The sequence below is a fragment of the Variovorax paradoxus B4 genome, from assembly GCF_000463015.1.
Lineage (GTDB): Bacteria > Pseudomonadota > Gammaproteobacteria > Burkholderiales > Burkholderiaceae_C > Variovorax > Variovorax paradoxus_E.
Window position 1 is genome coordinate 20,743 of the sequence record NC_022234.1, and the last position, 15,490, is coordinate 36,232.

The window sequence follows — 15,490 nt, forward strand, 5'->3', positions numbered from 1 at the left end:
GGTTTTTCAGTCGAGGCTGGCGCCGGAGTTCTTCACCACCGGTGCCCACTTGGCGGTGTCGCTCTTGATGAGCGCGGCGAATTCGGCGGGGGTGGTAGTGCGGGCTTCGGCGCCGTCGGCTTCCATGCGTTTCTTCATCTCGTCGGTGGCCATCACGGCGGCCATCTCGCGCTGCAGCCGCTCGACCACCGGCGCGGGCGTACCCCTTGGCGCCAGCACCCCGTACCAGATCGTCACGTCAAAGCCCTTGAGGCCGGCTTCCTGCGCGGTCGGTACGTTGGGCAGCAGCGGCGAGCGCTTCGGACCGGTCACAGCCAGCGCCTGCACTTTGTTTGCAGCGATGTTCTGGGTCTGCTGGGCGATGGTGTCGAACATCATCGACAGGCGACCGCCCAGCAGATCGACCAACGCGGGCGCGGAGCCCTTGTAGGGAATGTGATTGATCTGGATGGCCGCCGAGGTGCGGAACAGCTCGCCCGAGAGATGGTTCGAGCTGCCGTTGCCGGCGGAGCCATAGGTCAGTTCGCCGGGCTTGGCCTTGGCGAGCGCCACCAGATCGGCCAGGTTCTTCGCTGGAATCTGTGGGCTGACGACCAGCACGTTCATCGTGGTGGCCATCAGGCTGACCGGTGCGAAGTCCTTCACCGGGTCATAGCGCAGCTTGGTGTAGAGGCTAGGGTTGATCGCCATCGTGCCGGTGGTGCCGAAGAAGAGCGTGTGCCCGTCGGCGGGGGCGCGTGCCACCAGTTCCGCGGCGATGCCGCCGCCGGCGCCACCGCGGTTGTCGATGATCACCTGCTGGCCGAGCCGGTCGCCCAGCTTCTGTGCCAGCACGCGCGCCATCGCGTCGGTCGGTCCGCCGGCGGGGAAGGGGACGACGAGCGTGACGGGCTGCCTGGGGTAGGCGGGTGCCTGCGCGTGAACCAGGGGGGCGACCAGCAGGCAGGAAGCGAGCGCGGCGGCGAGCGAATGCATGAACTTCAAGGTTGTCTCCTTTTCTTGTGAGGTGCCATGCGAGGTTAGGCTTCTGTGTGATTTCAAGAAAGAGGAATATGTCGATATCAGGTTTCCATTAAAGTGAATCCATGAAGTTAAAGCAGCTCTCCACCTTCCTGCTGGTGGCCGACATGCAGTCGCTCTCGCGGGCGGCCATTGCGTCGGACACGGCCCAGTCGCTCGTGAGCCGGCAGATCGCCATGCTCGAAGCGCAGTGGGGGCGACGGCTGTTCGACCGTACGGGGCGCGGCATGACGCTGTCGGACTTCGGGCGCCGGATGTACCCCGAGGTCAAGCAGATCGTCGAACAGATGCGCCAGCTCGACGCTGCGGCGAGCGAGGCGGCCGGCGTGCTAACCGGCACGGTGCATGTCGGCGTGCTGCCGTCGCTGTCGCGCCAGCTGCTGCCGATGCTGCTGGCCGAAGTGCGCGAGAAGGCGCCGGCGCTGCGTCTGCACGCGACGGAAGGTTTCAGCGGCAGCCTCGACGAGCAGCTTGCCTCCGGCCGCCTGGACATGATCGTGGTCAACCGCTATGGCTCGCTGGCGCTGCGTGGGGAGGACGTGCTCGGCAAGGTCGAGACCTTTCTTGTCGGCAGGCCCGGCAGTCTCCGGCTTCAAGGCGAGACGGTCGCCTTCGGCGACCTGGCAGGCATTCCCTTCGTTCTGCCTTCCACGCCCAACGGCCTGCGCACGACCGTGGACATGCTCGCACGCAAGCGCGGCATTGCCATCGATGTGCTGATGGAGGTGGATACATTGACGGCCATGAAGGACGTGGCCATGAGCGGCCATGCATTCACCCTCTTGCCCGTCACTGCCATCCGAGAGGAGCTTCTCGCAGGCACGCTGGCGGCGGTGCGGGTCGTGAAGCCCGGCATGAGGCGCACCATTGCATTGAGTCTTGTCAGGCACCGTCCCCTGTCCCAGGGTGCCCGGCTCGTGGCGACAATGGTTCGGCATCTGGCGGTGCAATTGCTCAAAAGCTCCGAGGATTTGCAACTGCCGGTGGCCTGAGTTCCCCGGCGCGGCACCGGTCCGGATCCGATGCGGCATACTCCCACCCCCCAACTCGCCAGAGACCCCGCTGAATGGACAAGGAAGTCGACCCCAAAGTGCTCGCCGTCATCGATGAGATGCGGCTTTCAGGACCACGGCTCACGCCGGTCGAGATCGTCGCGAAGATGGGTGTCTTCGATGCGCGGGAAAAGCCGTTCGATCACGCCTGGCTCGCGACGGGCGACAACGTCATTGCCACCATCTGGGCCGAATTCGTGAACATCGGCGCCGACGGGCGCTGGTTCTGCCTCGAGTCGCTGGACACGCAGCACCGTGTCGGCGGCGGCGTGCGGAGCCCCCAGCAGATCCAGCGCGCCAAGGACCGCCGTGCGCTGCTCAAGCGCACCGTCGATGCAGGCCAGGGCTTTCGTGCCGTGCTGCAGACCAACCGGGTGGCCATTGCCGAGCTGGAGAGCAACAAGAGCGCGAAGGTCTCCACCCGGGTGCGTGACGATGCCGAATGGCATGTCGCAACCTGGGATTCCGATCAGCAACTCGCGGTCCTGGTCCGCGGTCCGCGCGGCTGGGTGCCGGGCGAAGCGGAAATACAGGCGGCCAAGGCGCGAGGCAGCGTGCCGGACGCTGCCGGCGATCCGGGCGTGGCGGCTGCCGAGCGGTCGGCCTCGCGGGAAGAGGTCCAGGCCGCGGCCATGGACTACGTGATGCGCCACTTCAAGGGCTACGGCTACAACGCCGAGGACGTCAGCAGCCAGAAACTCGGCTACGACCTCGAAGTGTCGAACGCGAAGGGGGCCAAGCTTCTCAGGGTGGTGGTGAAGGGCACATCCACGGGGGTGCCCAGTTTCCGGCTCACGGGCGAAGAACGCGCATGCTCGGCACGCGAGCCGCTCTGGCGGCTGCTGGTGGTCGCCGATGCAATCGGCACCGCGGCGCAGCACAAGATCTACAAGCCTTCCGAAATGGAACAGGCGCCGGGGTTCGAGCCGCTGGATTAGCGGGCGGCCGCTGCCTTCGTCGCGGCTGTGCGCCAGGAAAGCCCCGGCTCATGTGAACAGCTTTCCGTTGAACGCGATGCGCAGGGTACGCACGGTGAGCACCCCCAGCGCCACGGTCAGCATCCCGAGCAGCAGGACTGCGACGACCCAGAGCGGCGCGCTCCCGCGCAGTTGCGCGTACTTCAGCGCCGCATTGGCCAGTGCGGCCATCGGAAAGCCGATCGCCCACCACGCCGGGGAGAACTTCACGCCGGGCCGGAACACCTTCGGCGCAAGCACCGCGAACATGAAGAGCGCGAAGTAGAAGAGCAGCGCGGCAAAGCGGTCGATGCTGCCCGTGATGTTCGTGTAGGCGAGGAACCCGACCGCGAAGGGCCCCACGAGGATCATCAGCGAGGGCGTCATCGCCGGCGCGAGCGGCGCCTGGTGCACCAGCCGGCCGACGATGAGCACGAACAGCACCAGTGCGAGCACCGCGCCCACGGCCATCGCCAGCAAGTTGAGCTCCGCGGCCCAGGCCATGGACGGGTCGTGCCCGGCGGTCACTGCGATGTCCAGCGTGGCGACGCCAGGAATCAGCCAGGCCGGCACTGCATGCGACGCATCCACCTGCCCTCTGAGCAGGCGCGAGACCACCACGAAGCCGAGCACGAAGGTCGCGATCGCGCCCAGGGTCCACAGCGCGTGCGCGGCGGATGCGCTGTAGGGCGCGATCACGGCCGACAGCAGCAGCATCGAGATGACGATGGTGCCGAAGAAGTTGCCGGTCACCGGGTGATGGAATTCCGCATGCACAGCTTGCGGATGCCTGGCCAGCTTCGTCGCATAGCCCAGCGCCAGCAGCGCGAAGACGCCGAGCGCAAAGGCGCCGATGACCTCGCCAATGACGGCCGGCGCGCCCAGGCTGCCATGTGCCAGCCGCCAGGCCAGGGCGAGCCCCGAAAGCCCCATGACGGAACCAAACAGGTTGACGGGCAGGTTGCGCAGCGAAGCCTCGCTGGAGGGGTGGAACACCGGAAAGGGCGGATTCAATGACTCGTTCTGCATGATGGCCTTGTCGGCTGAATTTGCTGGTATGGATAGTTTCTGCCAAACTGCCTGCGCCGTGGGCGCCGCGGCACGACGTTTTCCGCCAATCATCGAGCCTTCACCGCCATGCGTGTCGCGATCCTTGCGTTTCCCCGTGTCCAGCTGCTCGACGTCGCCGGCCCTGCCGACGTGTTCGCCGAGGCGGCCCGCCAGCTCGGGCAGCCGCGCGCCTACCAGGTGCAGGTGATCGGTACCGAGACAGGGTTGCTCAAGAGCAGCAGCGGGGTGCGGTTGGCGGTCGATGCCACGGTGGGCACGCATCGCGGGCCGATCGACACCTTGCTCGTGGCCGGCAGCCCCGGCATGGATGACATGGTCGGCGATGCGGTGCTGCACAACTGGCTCAGGCGCCAATCGCGCACGGTGCGCCGCTACGGCTCGGTGTGCAGCGGCGCCTTCGTGCTCGCGTCCGCCGGGCTGCTGGACGGCAAGCGCGTGGCGACCCACTGGAACTCCACTGCGCGCCTGGCCACGGCCTACCCGCTGGCATGTGTCGAACCGGACGCGATCTACGTGAAGGACGGCAAGCTCTTCACCTCGGCCGGGGTGACCGCGGGCATGGACCTGGCGCTCGCCATGGTGGAGGAGGACCACGGTCGCGAACTCGCGCTGCGCGTCGCGCGCGAGCTGGTGATGTTCCTCAAGCGCCCGGGCGGCCAGAGCCAGTTCAGCGCCCACCTGGCGGCCCAGACTTCCGAGCGCTCGGGCATGCGGCAGGTGCAGGACCATGTGCTTTCGCACCTGAAGGACGACCTGTCCGTGCCGGCGCTGGCCGCGCGCGCGGGCATGAGCGAGCGCAGCTTCGCGCGGCTCTTTCGAAGCGAGACCGGCACCACGCCGGCCGAGTTCGTCGAGAACGCCCGCATCGATGCTGCCCGCCGCCTGGCCGAGGAGTCGCAGCTGCCGGCCAAGCGCCTGGCGGGCGAGGTGGGCTATGCCAACGTGGACGGCTTCAGGCGCGCATTCGGCCGGCGTCTCGGCGTGAGCCTCGTGGAGTATCGGAGGCGGTTCGCGAAATGAAGGCTGAGTGCGGTGCCGCCGTGCTTGCCGCGGATGCGATCAGGCCGAGGCAACGCGAGACGGGCCGCGGTCGTTCTTCGCGCAGTACTGGTAAAGTGCGTCGCATCGGCGATGCGGCGCATCGTCCAATGAAACTCGGAGCAGTGAAGCTCCCAACGGTCCACGCGTGACCGTTGGGAGCTTTTTTTCTTTTGAAAGACCCATCGTGAGCACATTCACAGCGCGAACCTGGCGAGTCGGCGTCCTGTTCTCCACCACGGGGGTCACCGCGGCGGTGGAGCGGACGCAGCAGGCGGCCACCCTGCTGGCGATCGAGGAGATCAACGAGAGCGGTGGCGTGCTCGGACGGCCGATCGAACCGGTGATCTACGACCCGGCGTCCCGTCCCAAGCGGTACCGCGAACTGGCAAAGCAGTTGTGTGACAAGGACGGCGTGGCGGTCATCTTCGGGGGCTACATGTCCAGCACGCGCAAGGCGGTGCTCCCGGTGGTCGAGGCCCATCGCGCGCTGCTGTTCTACCCGACGCTCTATGAAGGCTTCGAGTATTCGCCGAACTGCGTCTACACCGGCGCGGCGCCCAATCAGAACTCGGTGCAACTGGTGCGCTATCTGACGCAGCATTTCGGCAAGCGGCTCTTCCTGGTCGGATCGGACTACGTCTACCCCTACGAGTCGAACCGGATCATCGCGGACCTGTTCCGCCAGGCGGGCGGCGAGGTGCTCGACGAGATGTACGTGCCGCTGCGCGTGGCGGACATCGACATGGCAAAGGTGATCCGGCGGATCAAGGCGGCCAAGCCCGATGTGGTCTATTCAACCGTCGTGGGCGATGGCATCGCCCACTTCTACGGTGCGTACCGCGAAGCCGGTTTCGACCAGCGCACCCATCCCATTGCGAGCCAGTCCACACAGGAAGCGGAGATCGCCCAGATGGCCGAAGGCGTGGCGGAGGGCAGCATCACGGCGGCACCGTACTTCTCGACGCTGCAGAGTCCCGCGAACCTGAGGTTCGTGGCGGCCTACCGCAAGCGGTTCGGCCCCGACCTGCCGATCACGGCCTGCGCCGAGGCCGCCTACTTCCAGGTGAAGCTCTATGCGCAGACGCTGGAACGCGCAGGCGACGACCGGCTGGACATGATGCTGCCTCACCTGCACGAACACGAGTTCGATGCGCCGCAGGGCAGGGTGAGGATCGATCAGGAGAACCATCACACCTATCTCTGGCCGCGCGTCGCCAGGGTCGATGCCAGCGGCACGTTCCAGGTGGTGGACGATCCAGGCATCCGGGTCAAGCCCGACCCCTACATGTATGAGAGCCGGTTCGATCCGCTTGCGGGCCGCTCGGCCTGACCGGAGGCCCCATGGCGATATCCCTGCTGCGCGAACTGCCTGAACTGAAGGTCGTCGTTGTGCATCCGCCCGATGAAGAGGGGGATGCCCTGGTCAGCCATCTGCGCCGGGTCGGGTGCATGGTCAGTGTCGTCTGGCCGGTGCCGGTGAGTCTGGTGTCGAATGCCGATGTCCTGTTTCTGCTCATCGAGGGCGAGGCCCGGCATGCGATCGAGGCACTGCTCAGGTCCTTGCCCAAGCCCGAGCCGACGGTCATTGCGATCTTGAACTACGAGGACCCGACGACGCTTCAACTCGTTCTCGAAAGCGGTGCCTTTGCCGTCGTGCAGAAACCCATCAAGCCGTTCGGCTTGCTCGCCAACCTGGTCGCGGCGCGAAGCAACTGGATGGAGCGCCAGGCGCTGTTGAAGGAGAACCGCAAGCTGCGCAGAAAGATCACGAGCGACCAGGCGATGAGCCGCGCCAAGACGATCCTCATGGCGTCGAAGGGCATCAGCGAGGTCGAGGCCTACCAGGCCATCCGTGCGCAAGCGATGTCGAAGCGGCTCTCGATGGAGCAGATCGCGAGTTCGATCATCAACATGGAAACACTGTTGCAAGCCGCAAATTAACCGGATACGATGAATGCACTGTGTCGGCGGAATCCGTTGGCGCAGTGGCTGCACCACCCTTGATCATCAGGCGCTGGTGCGGTTCTTCCAGGGAACCATGTGTGTTCTTCTGGATGCTGGCAATGAAGCCCACACCGCAGTCCATCGCTGCGGAGTGGGTTTTTTTTTGCCCGCACCCGACAGTGCCGTCGGCTGGTATCGCTTTGACACGGTTCATCAACCATTCGGCAGCCATGCAGTGCTGCCCCACGTCTTAAGGTTCCGCCATGCTGACTACTTCACGTCGCCGCCTCCTGGTTTCCTCGGCCGCATCGGCCGCCGCGCTCGCATCTCCCGCGTGGATGCGATCCGCTTTCGCTGCCGACACCATCAAGGTCGGTGCCCTGTACTCCCAGACCGGTGGGCTCTCCATCGTGGAGAAGATGCTCGCCAACGCGGTGCGCATGGCGGTGGCGGAGATCAATGCCGCGGGCGGCGTGATGGGCCGCACGGTGGAAGTCGTGCTGGAGGACGGGGCCTCCGACCCCAAGACCTTCAACGAGAAGGCGTCGAAGCTGGTGACGCGCGACCGCATCGAGACGGTGTTCGGCTGCCATACCTCGGCCAGCCGCAAGGCCGTGCTGCCGGTCTTCGAGCGGCGCAATGCGATGCTTTTCTACCAGACGCACTACGAGGGCTACGAATGCTCGAAGAACGTCGTCTACAGCGGCGCCGTCGCCAACCAGCAGCTTGGAAACTACATTCCCTGGATCGCTCAGAAGCTCGGCAAGAAGAAGTTCTTCATCGTCGGTTCCAACTACGTCTACCCGCGCGAAATGGCCAAGGTCAGCAAGAAGCTGATCGAGGAGTCGGGCGCGAAGTGGGTGGCCGACGAATACCTCGAACTCGGGCATTCCGAATGGGCGACGATGGTGCGCAAGATCAAGGAGTCCGGTGCCGACGTGGTCCTGTCGAACGTCGTCGGTGATTCGCTGGTGGCCTTCTACCGCGAGTACAAGAACCAGGGCATGTCGCAGGCCGCGGTGCCGATCTGCGCCACCGTGACCAGCGAGATCGAGATCGCCGCCATGGGCGCCGAATATGCGGCGGGCAGCTACACCTCGGTGCCGTACTTCATGTCGATCGACACGCCCGCCAACAAGTCCTTCATCGAGCGCTACCGCAAGTTCGTGAACGATCCCAAGGCCGTCACGTACCACTCGCTCGAGGCCGCCTACTTCCAGGTGTTCCTGTGGAAGCAAGCCGTCGAGGCCGGCAAGGCCACGACGGCCGATGCGATTCGCGCCAACATCGGCGGGCAGACCTTCGATGCGCCCGGCGGCAGGGTGCGCATCGATCCCGACAGCCTGCACGCATGGGTCACCCCGCGCATCGGGCAGTGGCAGGCCGACGGCCAGAGCAAGGTGGTCGACGCGAACCCGCAGCCGCTGCGACCGCTGCCCTACTCGGCGTACGGCGAGACCGACAGCAACCTGATCTGCACGCGCAAGGGCGCAGTCACCGCCAAGATCTGAAGCCCCTGCGGCCCATCTCGTCGCGCGCACCGGCGTGCGCCGGGGGCCGCGCCGTGCAAGGAATTTCCGACATGCTGGATGTACTTCTGATCGGCCTGAGCGTGGGCTCGATCCTTCTGCTGGCCGCGCTCGGCCTCGTCATCATCTACGGCGCCATGGGGGTCGTGAACATGGCCCATGGCGAGATGATCATGGTGGGCGCCTACGCCGCGGTCATGACGCAGATCTGGCTCGGATGGGGCCTGTACGCGGCCATTCCCATCGCCTTCGTGCTCACGGCGCTGCTGGGGTTCCTGATCGAGCGCTGCGTGGTGCGCCGCCTCTACGGACGGCTGGGCGACACCCTGCTCGCGACGTGGGGCGTGGCCATCCTGGTGCAGCAGTTCGTGCGGCTCGAAGGCGGACTGGCGTTCTTCGGCATCCACATCGAAGGCCTCGGGCCGGGACTCCAGAACATGCCCGTTCCCACGGAACTGCAGGGTGCATTCCAGATCGCCGGCACATCGATCAATGCCTACCGCGCATTCATCGTCGCGAGCACGATCGTGCTGACGCTGGCCACCTGGCTGTTGCTCTACCGCACCCGCATCGGCATGCAGGTTCGCGCGATCATCCGCAATCCGCGCATGGCCGCGGCGTGCGGCATCGACGTCGAACGCGTGAACGCCCTGACCTTCGCCTTCGGCGCCGGGCTGGCGGGCATCACGGGCGTGCTGGTCGCGGGCTTCAAGACCGTGTCGCCCGACATGGGGACGGCGTTGGTCGTCGACAGCTTTCTCGTGGTGGTGGCGGGCGGCGTGGGCAGCCTGCTCGGCGCCGTCGTGACCGCCATCGGCCTGGGCGAGGTCAACGGCGTCGTCGCCGCCGTCACCAACGACATCGTGGCGCGCGCGGCGGTGTTCGGTCTCGTGATCCTTCTGATCGTCGTCCGCCCGCAGGGCCTGTTCTCGTTCAAGGGACGGTAAGACATGGTTTCCCAACTGGACCGGCGTGCGACCTTCGCCGCCTATGCGATCTTTCTCGTCCTGGTGGCCGCCGCGCCGCTGGTGCTCGACGGGTTCTGGCTCAACCGGCTCGCGAAGTACCTGGTGTACGGCATGCTCGGCATCGCCGTTGCGATGTGCTGGGGCTACGCCGGCATTCTCAACCTGGGGCAGGGCCTGTTCTTCGGCCTGGGGGCCTACATGCTGGCCATGTCGCTGAAGATGGCGAGTCCGTCGAGTCTTCAGCATGGCGGCCAGGGACCTGTGCCCGACTTCATGCTGTCGAATGCCGAACCGGGAGCGGTCGTCGACCTGTGCTGCATCAACCAGGGCTCGTTTCTCTGGCTGCCGTTCCGCTACCAGTGGTTCGGCATCCTGATGGGCGTGGTGCTGCCGGTGTTGGTCGCGTTCGTGCTGGGCGCGGTGGTTTTCCGCAAGCGCATCGCGGGTGTGTTCGTGTCGATCATCACGCTCGCGCTGGTGTTGCTGGTGCGGCTGCTGCTGGTGGATGCCCAGCCGCTGACCAACGGCTTCAACGGATTGTCCGACCTGGCCTGGCTGCGCGCCGGCGCGCTGGAGTTCGATCCCTACGGCACGTCGACCTACTACTTGATCGCCGGCGTGCTGGCGGTGGTGCTGGTCGGTGCGCGGCTGCTGCTGGCCACGCGCGCGGGGTTGATCCTGAGGGCGACGTCGGGCGATCCGCAGCGCGCGCGCTACCTCGGTTTCGACGTGGCGCACTACCAGACTTTCTTCTTCGCGCTGTCGGCGGGCATCGCGGCACTGGCCGGCATGCTCTACGTGGTGGTGGCCGAGTTTGCGTCGCCGACCTTCATGGACCTGGCGTTCTCGATCACCATGGTGGTGTGGGCCGCGGTCGGCGGGCGCGCGTCGCTGCTCGGCGCGTGCGTGGGCGCCATCCTGATCAACATGCTCGAGGCAACGGCCAGCGAAACGCAGTCGCTGGTGGAAGCCTGGCGCGTGATCGTGGGGCTGACCTTCGTGCTGGTGGTGCTCTATCTGCCGAAGGGAATCGGTGGCTGGGTGCACGACATGCTCGCGCGCTGGAGCAGCCGGCCCGCGCCACGCGAACTCGGGAATGCCCGATGAGCGCGATGGCACTTGAACTGAGATCGCTGGGCGTCAACTTCGGCGGCTTCAAGGCGGTGGACGGCGTGTCGCTGCAGGTCGCCGAAGGCGAGCTGCGTGTGCTGCTCGGTGCCAACGGCGCGGGCAAGACCACCCTGATGGACCTCGTTTCGGGAAAGACGCGAAGCTCCGAAGGGCGCGTCGAGCTGTACGGCGCCGACGTGACCAACTGGCCTGAATACCGCGTGGCGCGCGCCGGGATCGGGCGCAAGTTCCAGATACCCAGCGTTTTCAGGGAACTGAGCGTGCGGCAGAACTTGTGCGTCGCGGCAACCAGGGAGCCATCGATCGTTCGCAACCTGCGCTGGGGCTTCGACAGGCAGGACGAGACCCGGGTCGACGAGATCCTCGCGCTGACCGGTCTCGAGAGCGTGCAGCAGCGGCAGGCGGCGGACCTGAGCCATGGCCACACGCAGTGGCTGGAACTGGGATTGCTGATCGCGCAGCGCCCCAAGGTGATCCTGCTCGACGAGCCGACGGCCGGCATGACGCAGGCGGAAACGCGCAAGACGGCACAGATCCTGAAGGCGCTGCGCGGCCGCCACACCATCCTGGTGGTCGAGCACGACATGGCATTCGTGCGGGACATCGCAGAGCGCATCACGGTGCTTCATCTCGGCCGCGTGCTGGCCGAAGGCAGTGTCGCGGAGATCGAGCGCGACCCCCGTGTGCGGCAGGCCTACCTCGGCTCTCACGGAATTGCTTCGCCATGCTGAAACTATCGAACGTCAACGGCTTCTACGGGCGCAGCCACGCCCTGCAGGATGTGGATCTGACCATACCGGCAGGCAAGGTCACGGCGATCCTCGGGCGCAACGGAATGGGCAAGACCACCTTGCTTCGCACCCTGATGGGCAGCATGGTCCGCTCCACAGGTGCGATCGAACTCGAGGGCGTGCGCATCGACGGCCTGCCGACCCACCTGCGCGCCCGCAGCGGCATTGCCTATGTGCCGCAGGGACGCGAGATCATTGCGGATTTCAGCGTGCGGCAGAACATCCTGATGGGCGCGTTCGCAGGCCGCGGGCCACGCGCGATCCCGCCGCTGGCGCTGAAGCTGTTCCCGTACCTCGCGGCCAACCTGCATCGGCCCGGCGGCGTGTTGTCGGGCGGCCAGCAGCAGCAGCTCGCGCTGGCGCGGGCGCTCGCAGCCCATCCCAAGGTCATGCTGCTCGACGAACCGAACGAGGGCATCCAGCCTTCCGTGGTCGAAGAGATCGAATCCGCCATCATCCGCCTGAACCGCGAATTCGGCATGACCATGGTGCTGGTGGAGCAGAACATCGATTTCGCCCGCCGCGTGGCGAGCCATTTCGCCATGTTCGAGAAGGGATCGATCGTCGAGAGCGGTCCGATCGACCGGCTGACGAACGAAGTCGTGGACAGGCACATGACCTTCTGAACTGCTCCCTCGCAGGGGCAGCGCTTCAACACTTCATTTCACCAGGAGTTCAAGAATGAGCAATCTCGAATCGGGTATCAAGACCACGGCCGCGGAAGTTGCGGCGGCGCTGGACCTCGGCGCCTTGACCGTGGCGCAGGTCCAGGACGGTTTTCGAACCGGCGCGTTCACCGCGGAAAGCCTCGCCGCAGACTGCATGAAGCAGATCGAGGCGTTCAACACGCGCTACAACGCGATCATCTTCATCAACGAAGAGGCCATCGAGGATGCGCGCGCCATCGACCGGCGGCGCCTGGCTGGCGAACTGCTGGGACCTCTTGCGGGTGTGCCGGTCGTCGTCAAGGATCCCATGGACATGGTGGGGTTCCCGACCACGGCGGGGTGGTCGCTGCTCTACAGCAAGACGGGGGGCGTCGATCTCATGCCGGCGACCGATTCGCCCGTGGTCGCACGCATGCGAGCCGCGGGTGCGGTCATCCTGGGCAAGACAAATGTGCCCGTGCTGAGTCATACGGGGACGCATGCCGACGACAGCTGGGCGGGCCCCACGTTGAACGTCGTGGTGCCGGACCGGGTGCCCGGCGGCAGCAGCGCCGGAACCGCCGCCGCAGTCAGCGCAGGCATGGCGGTGTTGGGCCTGGCCGAGGAAACGGGCGGTTCGATCCAGAATCCGGCCTCGGCGCAGGACCTGGTCGGCATCAAGCCGACGATCGGGCTGGTGCCGAATGCAGGGGTGATGCCTTTGTCCGGCAATCGCGATGTCGTGGGCCCGATCGCGCGATGCGTTCGCGATGCCGCGCTGTGTCTCGACGTATTGGCGGGCTACACGGCCGAGGATCCGAAGACGCTCGCCGGGGTGGGAAAGAAGCCCCGGCTCGGCTACACGTCGAAGCTGAGCGCCCACGCGCTCAAGGGGGCGCGCCTCGGCCTCTTCGGCAAGGGCTGGCGCGACCAGCCGCTCGCGCCGGAAACCGAAAGACTCTACGAACGCGCGCAGAGGGAATTGACGGAGCTGGGTGCGGTCCTGGTGAACGATCCATTCCACGGTTCCGGCTTTGCAGCGCTGCGCAAGCCGACCGCGCCGCTGCCGAATTTCGATGCGCGCGGCATGGAGTCGGTTCCGTACGACCTGCACAAGTACCTCCAGCGCCTGGGGCCCGATGCGGCGCTGAAGAGTTTCAGTGAATTTGCCGCTGCCACGGCGAAACAGTCGGCCTTCGACCGGGGCGGTGTGCTCGACTTCATGCATACGCTGCCGCAGTTCGTCGCCTCGCTGCAATCACCCACGGTCCCGCCGGATCTCTCCGAGTTCATTGCGCTGAAGGAAGCGTACCTTCGGATCATCGAAGAAGTTTTCGAGCGGCACCAGCTCGACGCGCTGGTCTTCCCGCAGATGCGCGAGGAGTTGCCGCTGGCCGGGCGGGGGCACACCATCCAGGAAACGACGGTCGGCGAAATCAACATCGCCGGCGTGCCGGGTGTCACCGTACCTGCGGGCTACTACGGCTCCGGTTCACCGTTCGGCCTGATCTTCGTGGGAAAGCTCTGGAGCGAAGCCGAACTCCTCGCCCTTGCGCACAGCTACGAAACCGGCACGCAGCATCGCCGCTCACCGAGCCTGCGGGCGTAGGCTCCGCATCACTTTGCCGGCACAGCGTCTTCCCGCATGGCCTGCAGCTCGGCCGGCCGGCCGCCGCCTTCCAGGTACTTCCAGTACGCCACATAGCCCGACAGGTAATGCTCCACGTCGTCGATGCGCACGCGGAAGCTGTGGTGGCGGATGAACGAACTGCCCACGATGCGTGAGGGGTTCCTGAAGAACATCGCGAGCTCCGGCCAGAAGTGCCCCGTCAGCAGGTAGCGCGCACGCTGCTCCAGTGCACGGTAGAACTTCTCGATGTCGAAGCCTTCCAGCAGGTGCGCATGTGCGGCATCGGCCTGCAGGCGAACGATCATCTTCTGCGCCGCCATCATCAGCTCGAGCAGCGTCGGAAAGGTGGTGATGCGGTCGAGCACGAAGTCGAGGTGGCCGCGCACGTTGTCCAGGCCGAAGCGCAGGTAGCGCTCCTCGGGCCGGTAGAGCGTGAGCTCGTTGACGCAGTAGCTCAGCCAGTGGTCATGGGCTTCCCAATGCCGGGCCGCGATGAAATACTCGAACGCCTTCTCGACCGCTCGCAGCCAGCGCGGGTCGCGGGTCAGTCCGTACAGGCGCATCAGGCCGAAGGCGGCTTCGCCATCGTAGTAGATGATGCGGTTCTCTTCCTTGACGCCGAGGCCGGGATGGTTGAGCACGTGGACGAAGCGGCCCGTTGCCGGGTCCTGCATGTGAACGATGCCCAGCGCCAGCTGCTCCAGCAGCGGCAGGTACTGCGTGTCGCCGGTGAGCTCGGTGTACTTGACCATGGCCAGCAGGCACACGGCATTGCCGCCCAGCTTGATCTCGTCGTCGATGTCGACGAGGAAGGCCGCTTGCTCGCCGCCCGGCAGGGTGATGCGCTGGATCAGCTTGCCGGTCAGGTGCGCCAGGGCCCGCTCGATGGCGGCCTTGTGTTCGGGCTGGCGCGTGAGCTCCCAGCCTTCGAGCAGCGCATAGGTCGAGCTCGCGTGGCGCAGCGCGTTGTAGGTGGGAATGGCGCGGTCGAAGCAGGGAAACCAGCCGTAGTGATACGCGCCTGACGTCTTCACCTGGCGCGCCAGGTAGGCGGTGCTGGTTGCGGCGATGTCGCGTACCCGGGCGGCATCCCACGCCGGCAGGTGCCGGTAGCCGCGGTTGCGCCCCTGGTGTTCGATGGCGTGAAGGCCCTTGCCGTCGATGAACACGGCCCGCGTGTCGAAGATCCAGACCGGCTGCTGCGCCTCGGTGGGCCAATGGAGTTCGCGCCCGTGGCGGTGCTTGCCATACAGCGCGAGGTTGACGGCGTTGGGCGTCGCTTCGGAAAAATTGCCGTCGTAGAGCACGGCATGCGCGCCGATCTCTTCCTCGAGCATGGCCACCGACAGCTCGGCGTCGAATGCGATGCCATGGCGAAAGTAATTGCGCTTGGTCGTCGCGAACGCCTGCTTCAGCGCCTGCCAGGTCATGGCGTGCACGGTATGCACCACGTCCACGCGCAGCCAGATGGGGGCGCTGTCCTGCTTGCGCAGCCACGCCTGCAGCAGCTGCGCGCCGCGGCGCCACACCTCGTCGAAGTTCTTGCCGCGGACCGTCACGACGTGGGCGCGCTCTTTTCCGTGGCACACCGACATGAAAAGAACGCCCGCAGCGGAAGCCTCCATGCACTCGGCCCATGTGGCGGCAAGCGCCGGCTTGGCCGAGGCCAGCAGTTCACCCAGGGTCATGGCGCGTTCCTTTCGCCGTTTC

Annotated in this window: 14 protein-coding genes; 11 read left to right on the plus strand and 3 right to left on the minus strand. The window is 66.0% G+C overall.

What is annotated here, in order from left to right; all coding sequences use genetic code 11:
• Positions 1-6 precede the first annotated feature (6 nt).
• Positions 7-975 carry a Bug family tripartite tricarboxylate transporter substrate binding protein gene (locus VAPA_RS27175; RefSeq protein WP_041946755.1) on the minus strand — a complete coding sequence of 323 codons (969 nt, stop codon included), beginning with the start codon at positions 973-975 and terminating at the stop codon, positions 7-9.
• Positions 976-1,085: 110 nt separating this feature from the next.
• Here VAPA_RS27175 and VAPA_RS27180 point away from each other — a divergent pair, with 110 nt between their 5' ends.
• Together VAPA_RS27180 and VAPA_RS27185 are read left to right on the plus strand one after the other, a co-directional pair.
• Positions 1,086-2,012 carry a LysR family transcriptional regulator gene (locus VAPA_RS27180; protein WP_021003417.1) on the plus strand — a complete coding sequence of 309 codons (927 nt, stop codon included), beginning with the start codon at positions 1,086-1,088 and terminating at the stop codon, positions 2,010-2,012.
• Positions 2,013-2,086: 74 nt separating this feature from the next.
• Complete coding sequence (locus VAPA_RS27185; protein WP_021003418.1) at positions 2,087-3,010, plus strand: protein NO VEIN domain-containing protein; 924 nt, start codon at positions 2,087-2,089, stop codon at positions 3,008-3,010.
• A gap of 48 nt (positions 3,011-3,058) precedes the next feature.
• Here the strand turns inward: VAPA_RS27185 and VAPA_RS27190 are convergent, their stop codons facing one another.
• On the minus strand, positions 3,059-4,057 hold the full coding sequence (locus VAPA_RS27190; RefSeq protein ID WP_021003419.1) for an SLAC1 anion channel family protein: 999 nt from the start codon (positions 4,055-4,057) through the stop codon (positions 3,059-3,061).
• Positions 4,058-4,165: 108 nt separating this feature from the next.
• Between VAPA_RS27190 and VAPA_RS27195 the strand changes: the two genes are divergently transcribed.
• The 9 genes from VAPA_RS27195 to VAPA_RS27235 all read left to right on the plus strand — a co-directional run bounded on the left by VAPA_RS27195 (position 4,166) and on the right by VAPA_RS27235 (position 13,759).
• Positions 4,166-5,119, plus strand: coding sequence for a GlxA family transcriptional regulator (locus tag VAPA_RS27195; RefSeq protein WP_021003420.1), 954 nt, complete (start codon positions 4,166-4,168; stop codon positions 5,117-5,119).
• A gap of 205 nt (positions 5,120-5,324) precedes the next feature.
• Complete coding sequence (locus tag VAPA_RS27200; protein WP_021003421.1) at positions 5,325-6,470, plus strand: transporter substrate-binding domain-containing protein; 1,146 nt, start codon at positions 5,325-5,327, stop codon at positions 6,468-6,470.
• An 11-nt stretch (positions 6,471-6,481) separates the two neighbouring features.
• Positions 6,482-7,081, plus strand: coding sequence for an ANTAR domain-containing response regulator (locus tag VAPA_RS27205; RefSeq protein ID WP_021003422.1), 600 nt, complete (start codon positions 6,482-6,484; stop codon positions 7,079-7,081).
• A gap of 266 nt (positions 7,082-7,347) precedes the next feature.
• Positions 7,348-8,595, plus strand: coding sequence for a transporter substrate-binding domain-containing protein (locus VAPA_RS27210; protein WP_021003423.1), 1,248 nt, complete (start codon positions 7,348-7,350; stop codon positions 8,593-8,595).
• A gap of 71 nt (positions 8,596-8,666) precedes the next feature.
• Entirely contained in the window at positions 8,667-9,560 is an 894-nt protein-coding gene (gene urtB, locus VAPA_RS27215) for an urea ABC transporter permease subunit UrtB (protein WP_021003424.1), read from the plus strand.
• A gap of 3 nt (positions 9,561-9,563) precedes the next feature.
• Positions 9,564-10,688, plus strand: a complete 1,125-nt coding sequence (gene urtC / locus VAPA_RS27220) for an urea ABC transporter permease subunit UrtC (protein ID WP_021003425.1) — start codon at positions 9,564-9,566, stop codon at positions 10,686-10,688.
• On the plus strand, positions 10,685-11,443 hold the full coding sequence (gene urtD, locus VAPA_RS27225; protein ID WP_021003426.1) for an urea ABC transporter ATP-binding protein UrtD: 759 nt from the start codon (positions 10,685-10,687) through the stop codon (positions 11,441-11,443). Before urtC ends, urtD begins: the two co-directional genes overlap by 4 nt.
• Entirely contained in the window at positions 11,437-12,129 is a 693-nt protein-coding gene (gene urtE / locus VAPA_RS27230) for an urea ABC transporter ATP-binding subunit UrtE (protein WP_021003427.1), read from the plus strand. The genes urtD and urtE overlap by 7 nt, the downstream gene beginning before the upstream one ends.
• A gap of 55 nt (positions 12,130-12,184) precedes the next feature.
• Positions 12,185-13,759, plus strand: coding sequence for an amidase (locus VAPA_RS27235; RefSeq protein ID WP_021003428.1), 1,575 nt, complete (start codon positions 12,185-12,187; stop codon positions 13,757-13,759).
• A gap of 8 nt (positions 13,760-13,767) precedes the next feature.
• Here the strand turns inward: VAPA_RS27235 and VAPA_RS27240 are convergent, their stop codons facing one another.
• Complete coding sequence (locus tag VAPA_RS27240) at positions 13,768-15,468, minus strand: hypothetical protein (RefSeq protein ID WP_021003429.1); 1,701 nt, start codon at positions 15,466-15,468, stop codon at positions 13,768-13,770.
• Between the last annotated feature and the right edge of the window lie 22 nt (positions 15,469-15,490).

Bases quoted from the DNA above. Each gene is read 5' to 3' on its own strand.
- VAPA_RS27195 (WP_021003420.1), top strand. From the start codon at position 4,166: ATGCGTGTCGCGATCCTTGCGTTTCCCCGTGTCCAGCTGCTCGACGTC.
- VAPA_RS27180 (WP_021003417.1), top strand. From the start codon at position 1,086: ATGAAGTTAAAGCAGCTCTCCACCTTCCTGCTGGTGGCCGACATGCAG.
- VAPA_RS27235 (WP_021003428.1), top strand. From the start codon at position 12,185: ATGAGCAATCTCGAATCGGGTATCAAGACCACGGCCGCGGAAGTTGCG.
- VAPA_RS27240 (WP_021003429.1), bottom strand. From the start codon at position 15,468: ATGACCCTGGGTGAACTGCTGGCCTCGGCCAAGCCGGCGCTTGCCGCC.
- urtB (WP_021003424.1), top strand. From the start codon at position 8,667: ATGCTGGATGTACTTCTGATCGGCCTGAGCGTGGGCTCGATCCTTCTG.
- VAPA_RS27190 (WP_021003419.1), bottom strand. From the start codon at position 4,057: ATGCAGAACGAGTCATTGAATCCGCCCTTTCCGGTGTTCCACCCCTCC.
- urtC (WP_021003425.1), top strand. From the start codon at position 9,564: ATGGTTTCCCAACTGGACCGGCGTGCGACCTTCGCCGCCTATGCGATC.
- VAPA_RS27175 (WP_041946755.1), bottom strand. From the start codon at position 975: ATGCATTCGCTCGCCGCCGCGCTCGCTTCCTGCCTGCTGGTCGCCCCC.
- urtE (WP_021003427.1), top strand. From the start codon at position 11,437: ATGCTGAAACTATCGAACGTCAACGGCTTCTACGGGCGCAGCCACGCC.
- urtD (WP_021003426.1), top strand. From the start codon at position 10,685: ATGAGCGCGATGGCACTTGAACTGAGATCGCTGGGCGTCAACTTCGGC.
- VAPA_RS27210 (WP_021003423.1), top strand. From the start codon at position 7,348: ATGCTGACTACTTCACGTCGCCGCCTCCTGGTTTCCTCGGCCGCATCG.
- VAPA_RS27185 (WP_021003418.1), top strand. From the start codon at position 2,087: ATGGACAAGGAAGTCGACCCCAAAGTGCTCGCCGTCATCGATGAGATG.
- VAPA_RS27205 (WP_021003422.1), top strand. From the start codon at position 6,482: ATGGCGATATCCCTGCTGCGCGAACTGCCTGAACTGAAGGTCGTCGTT.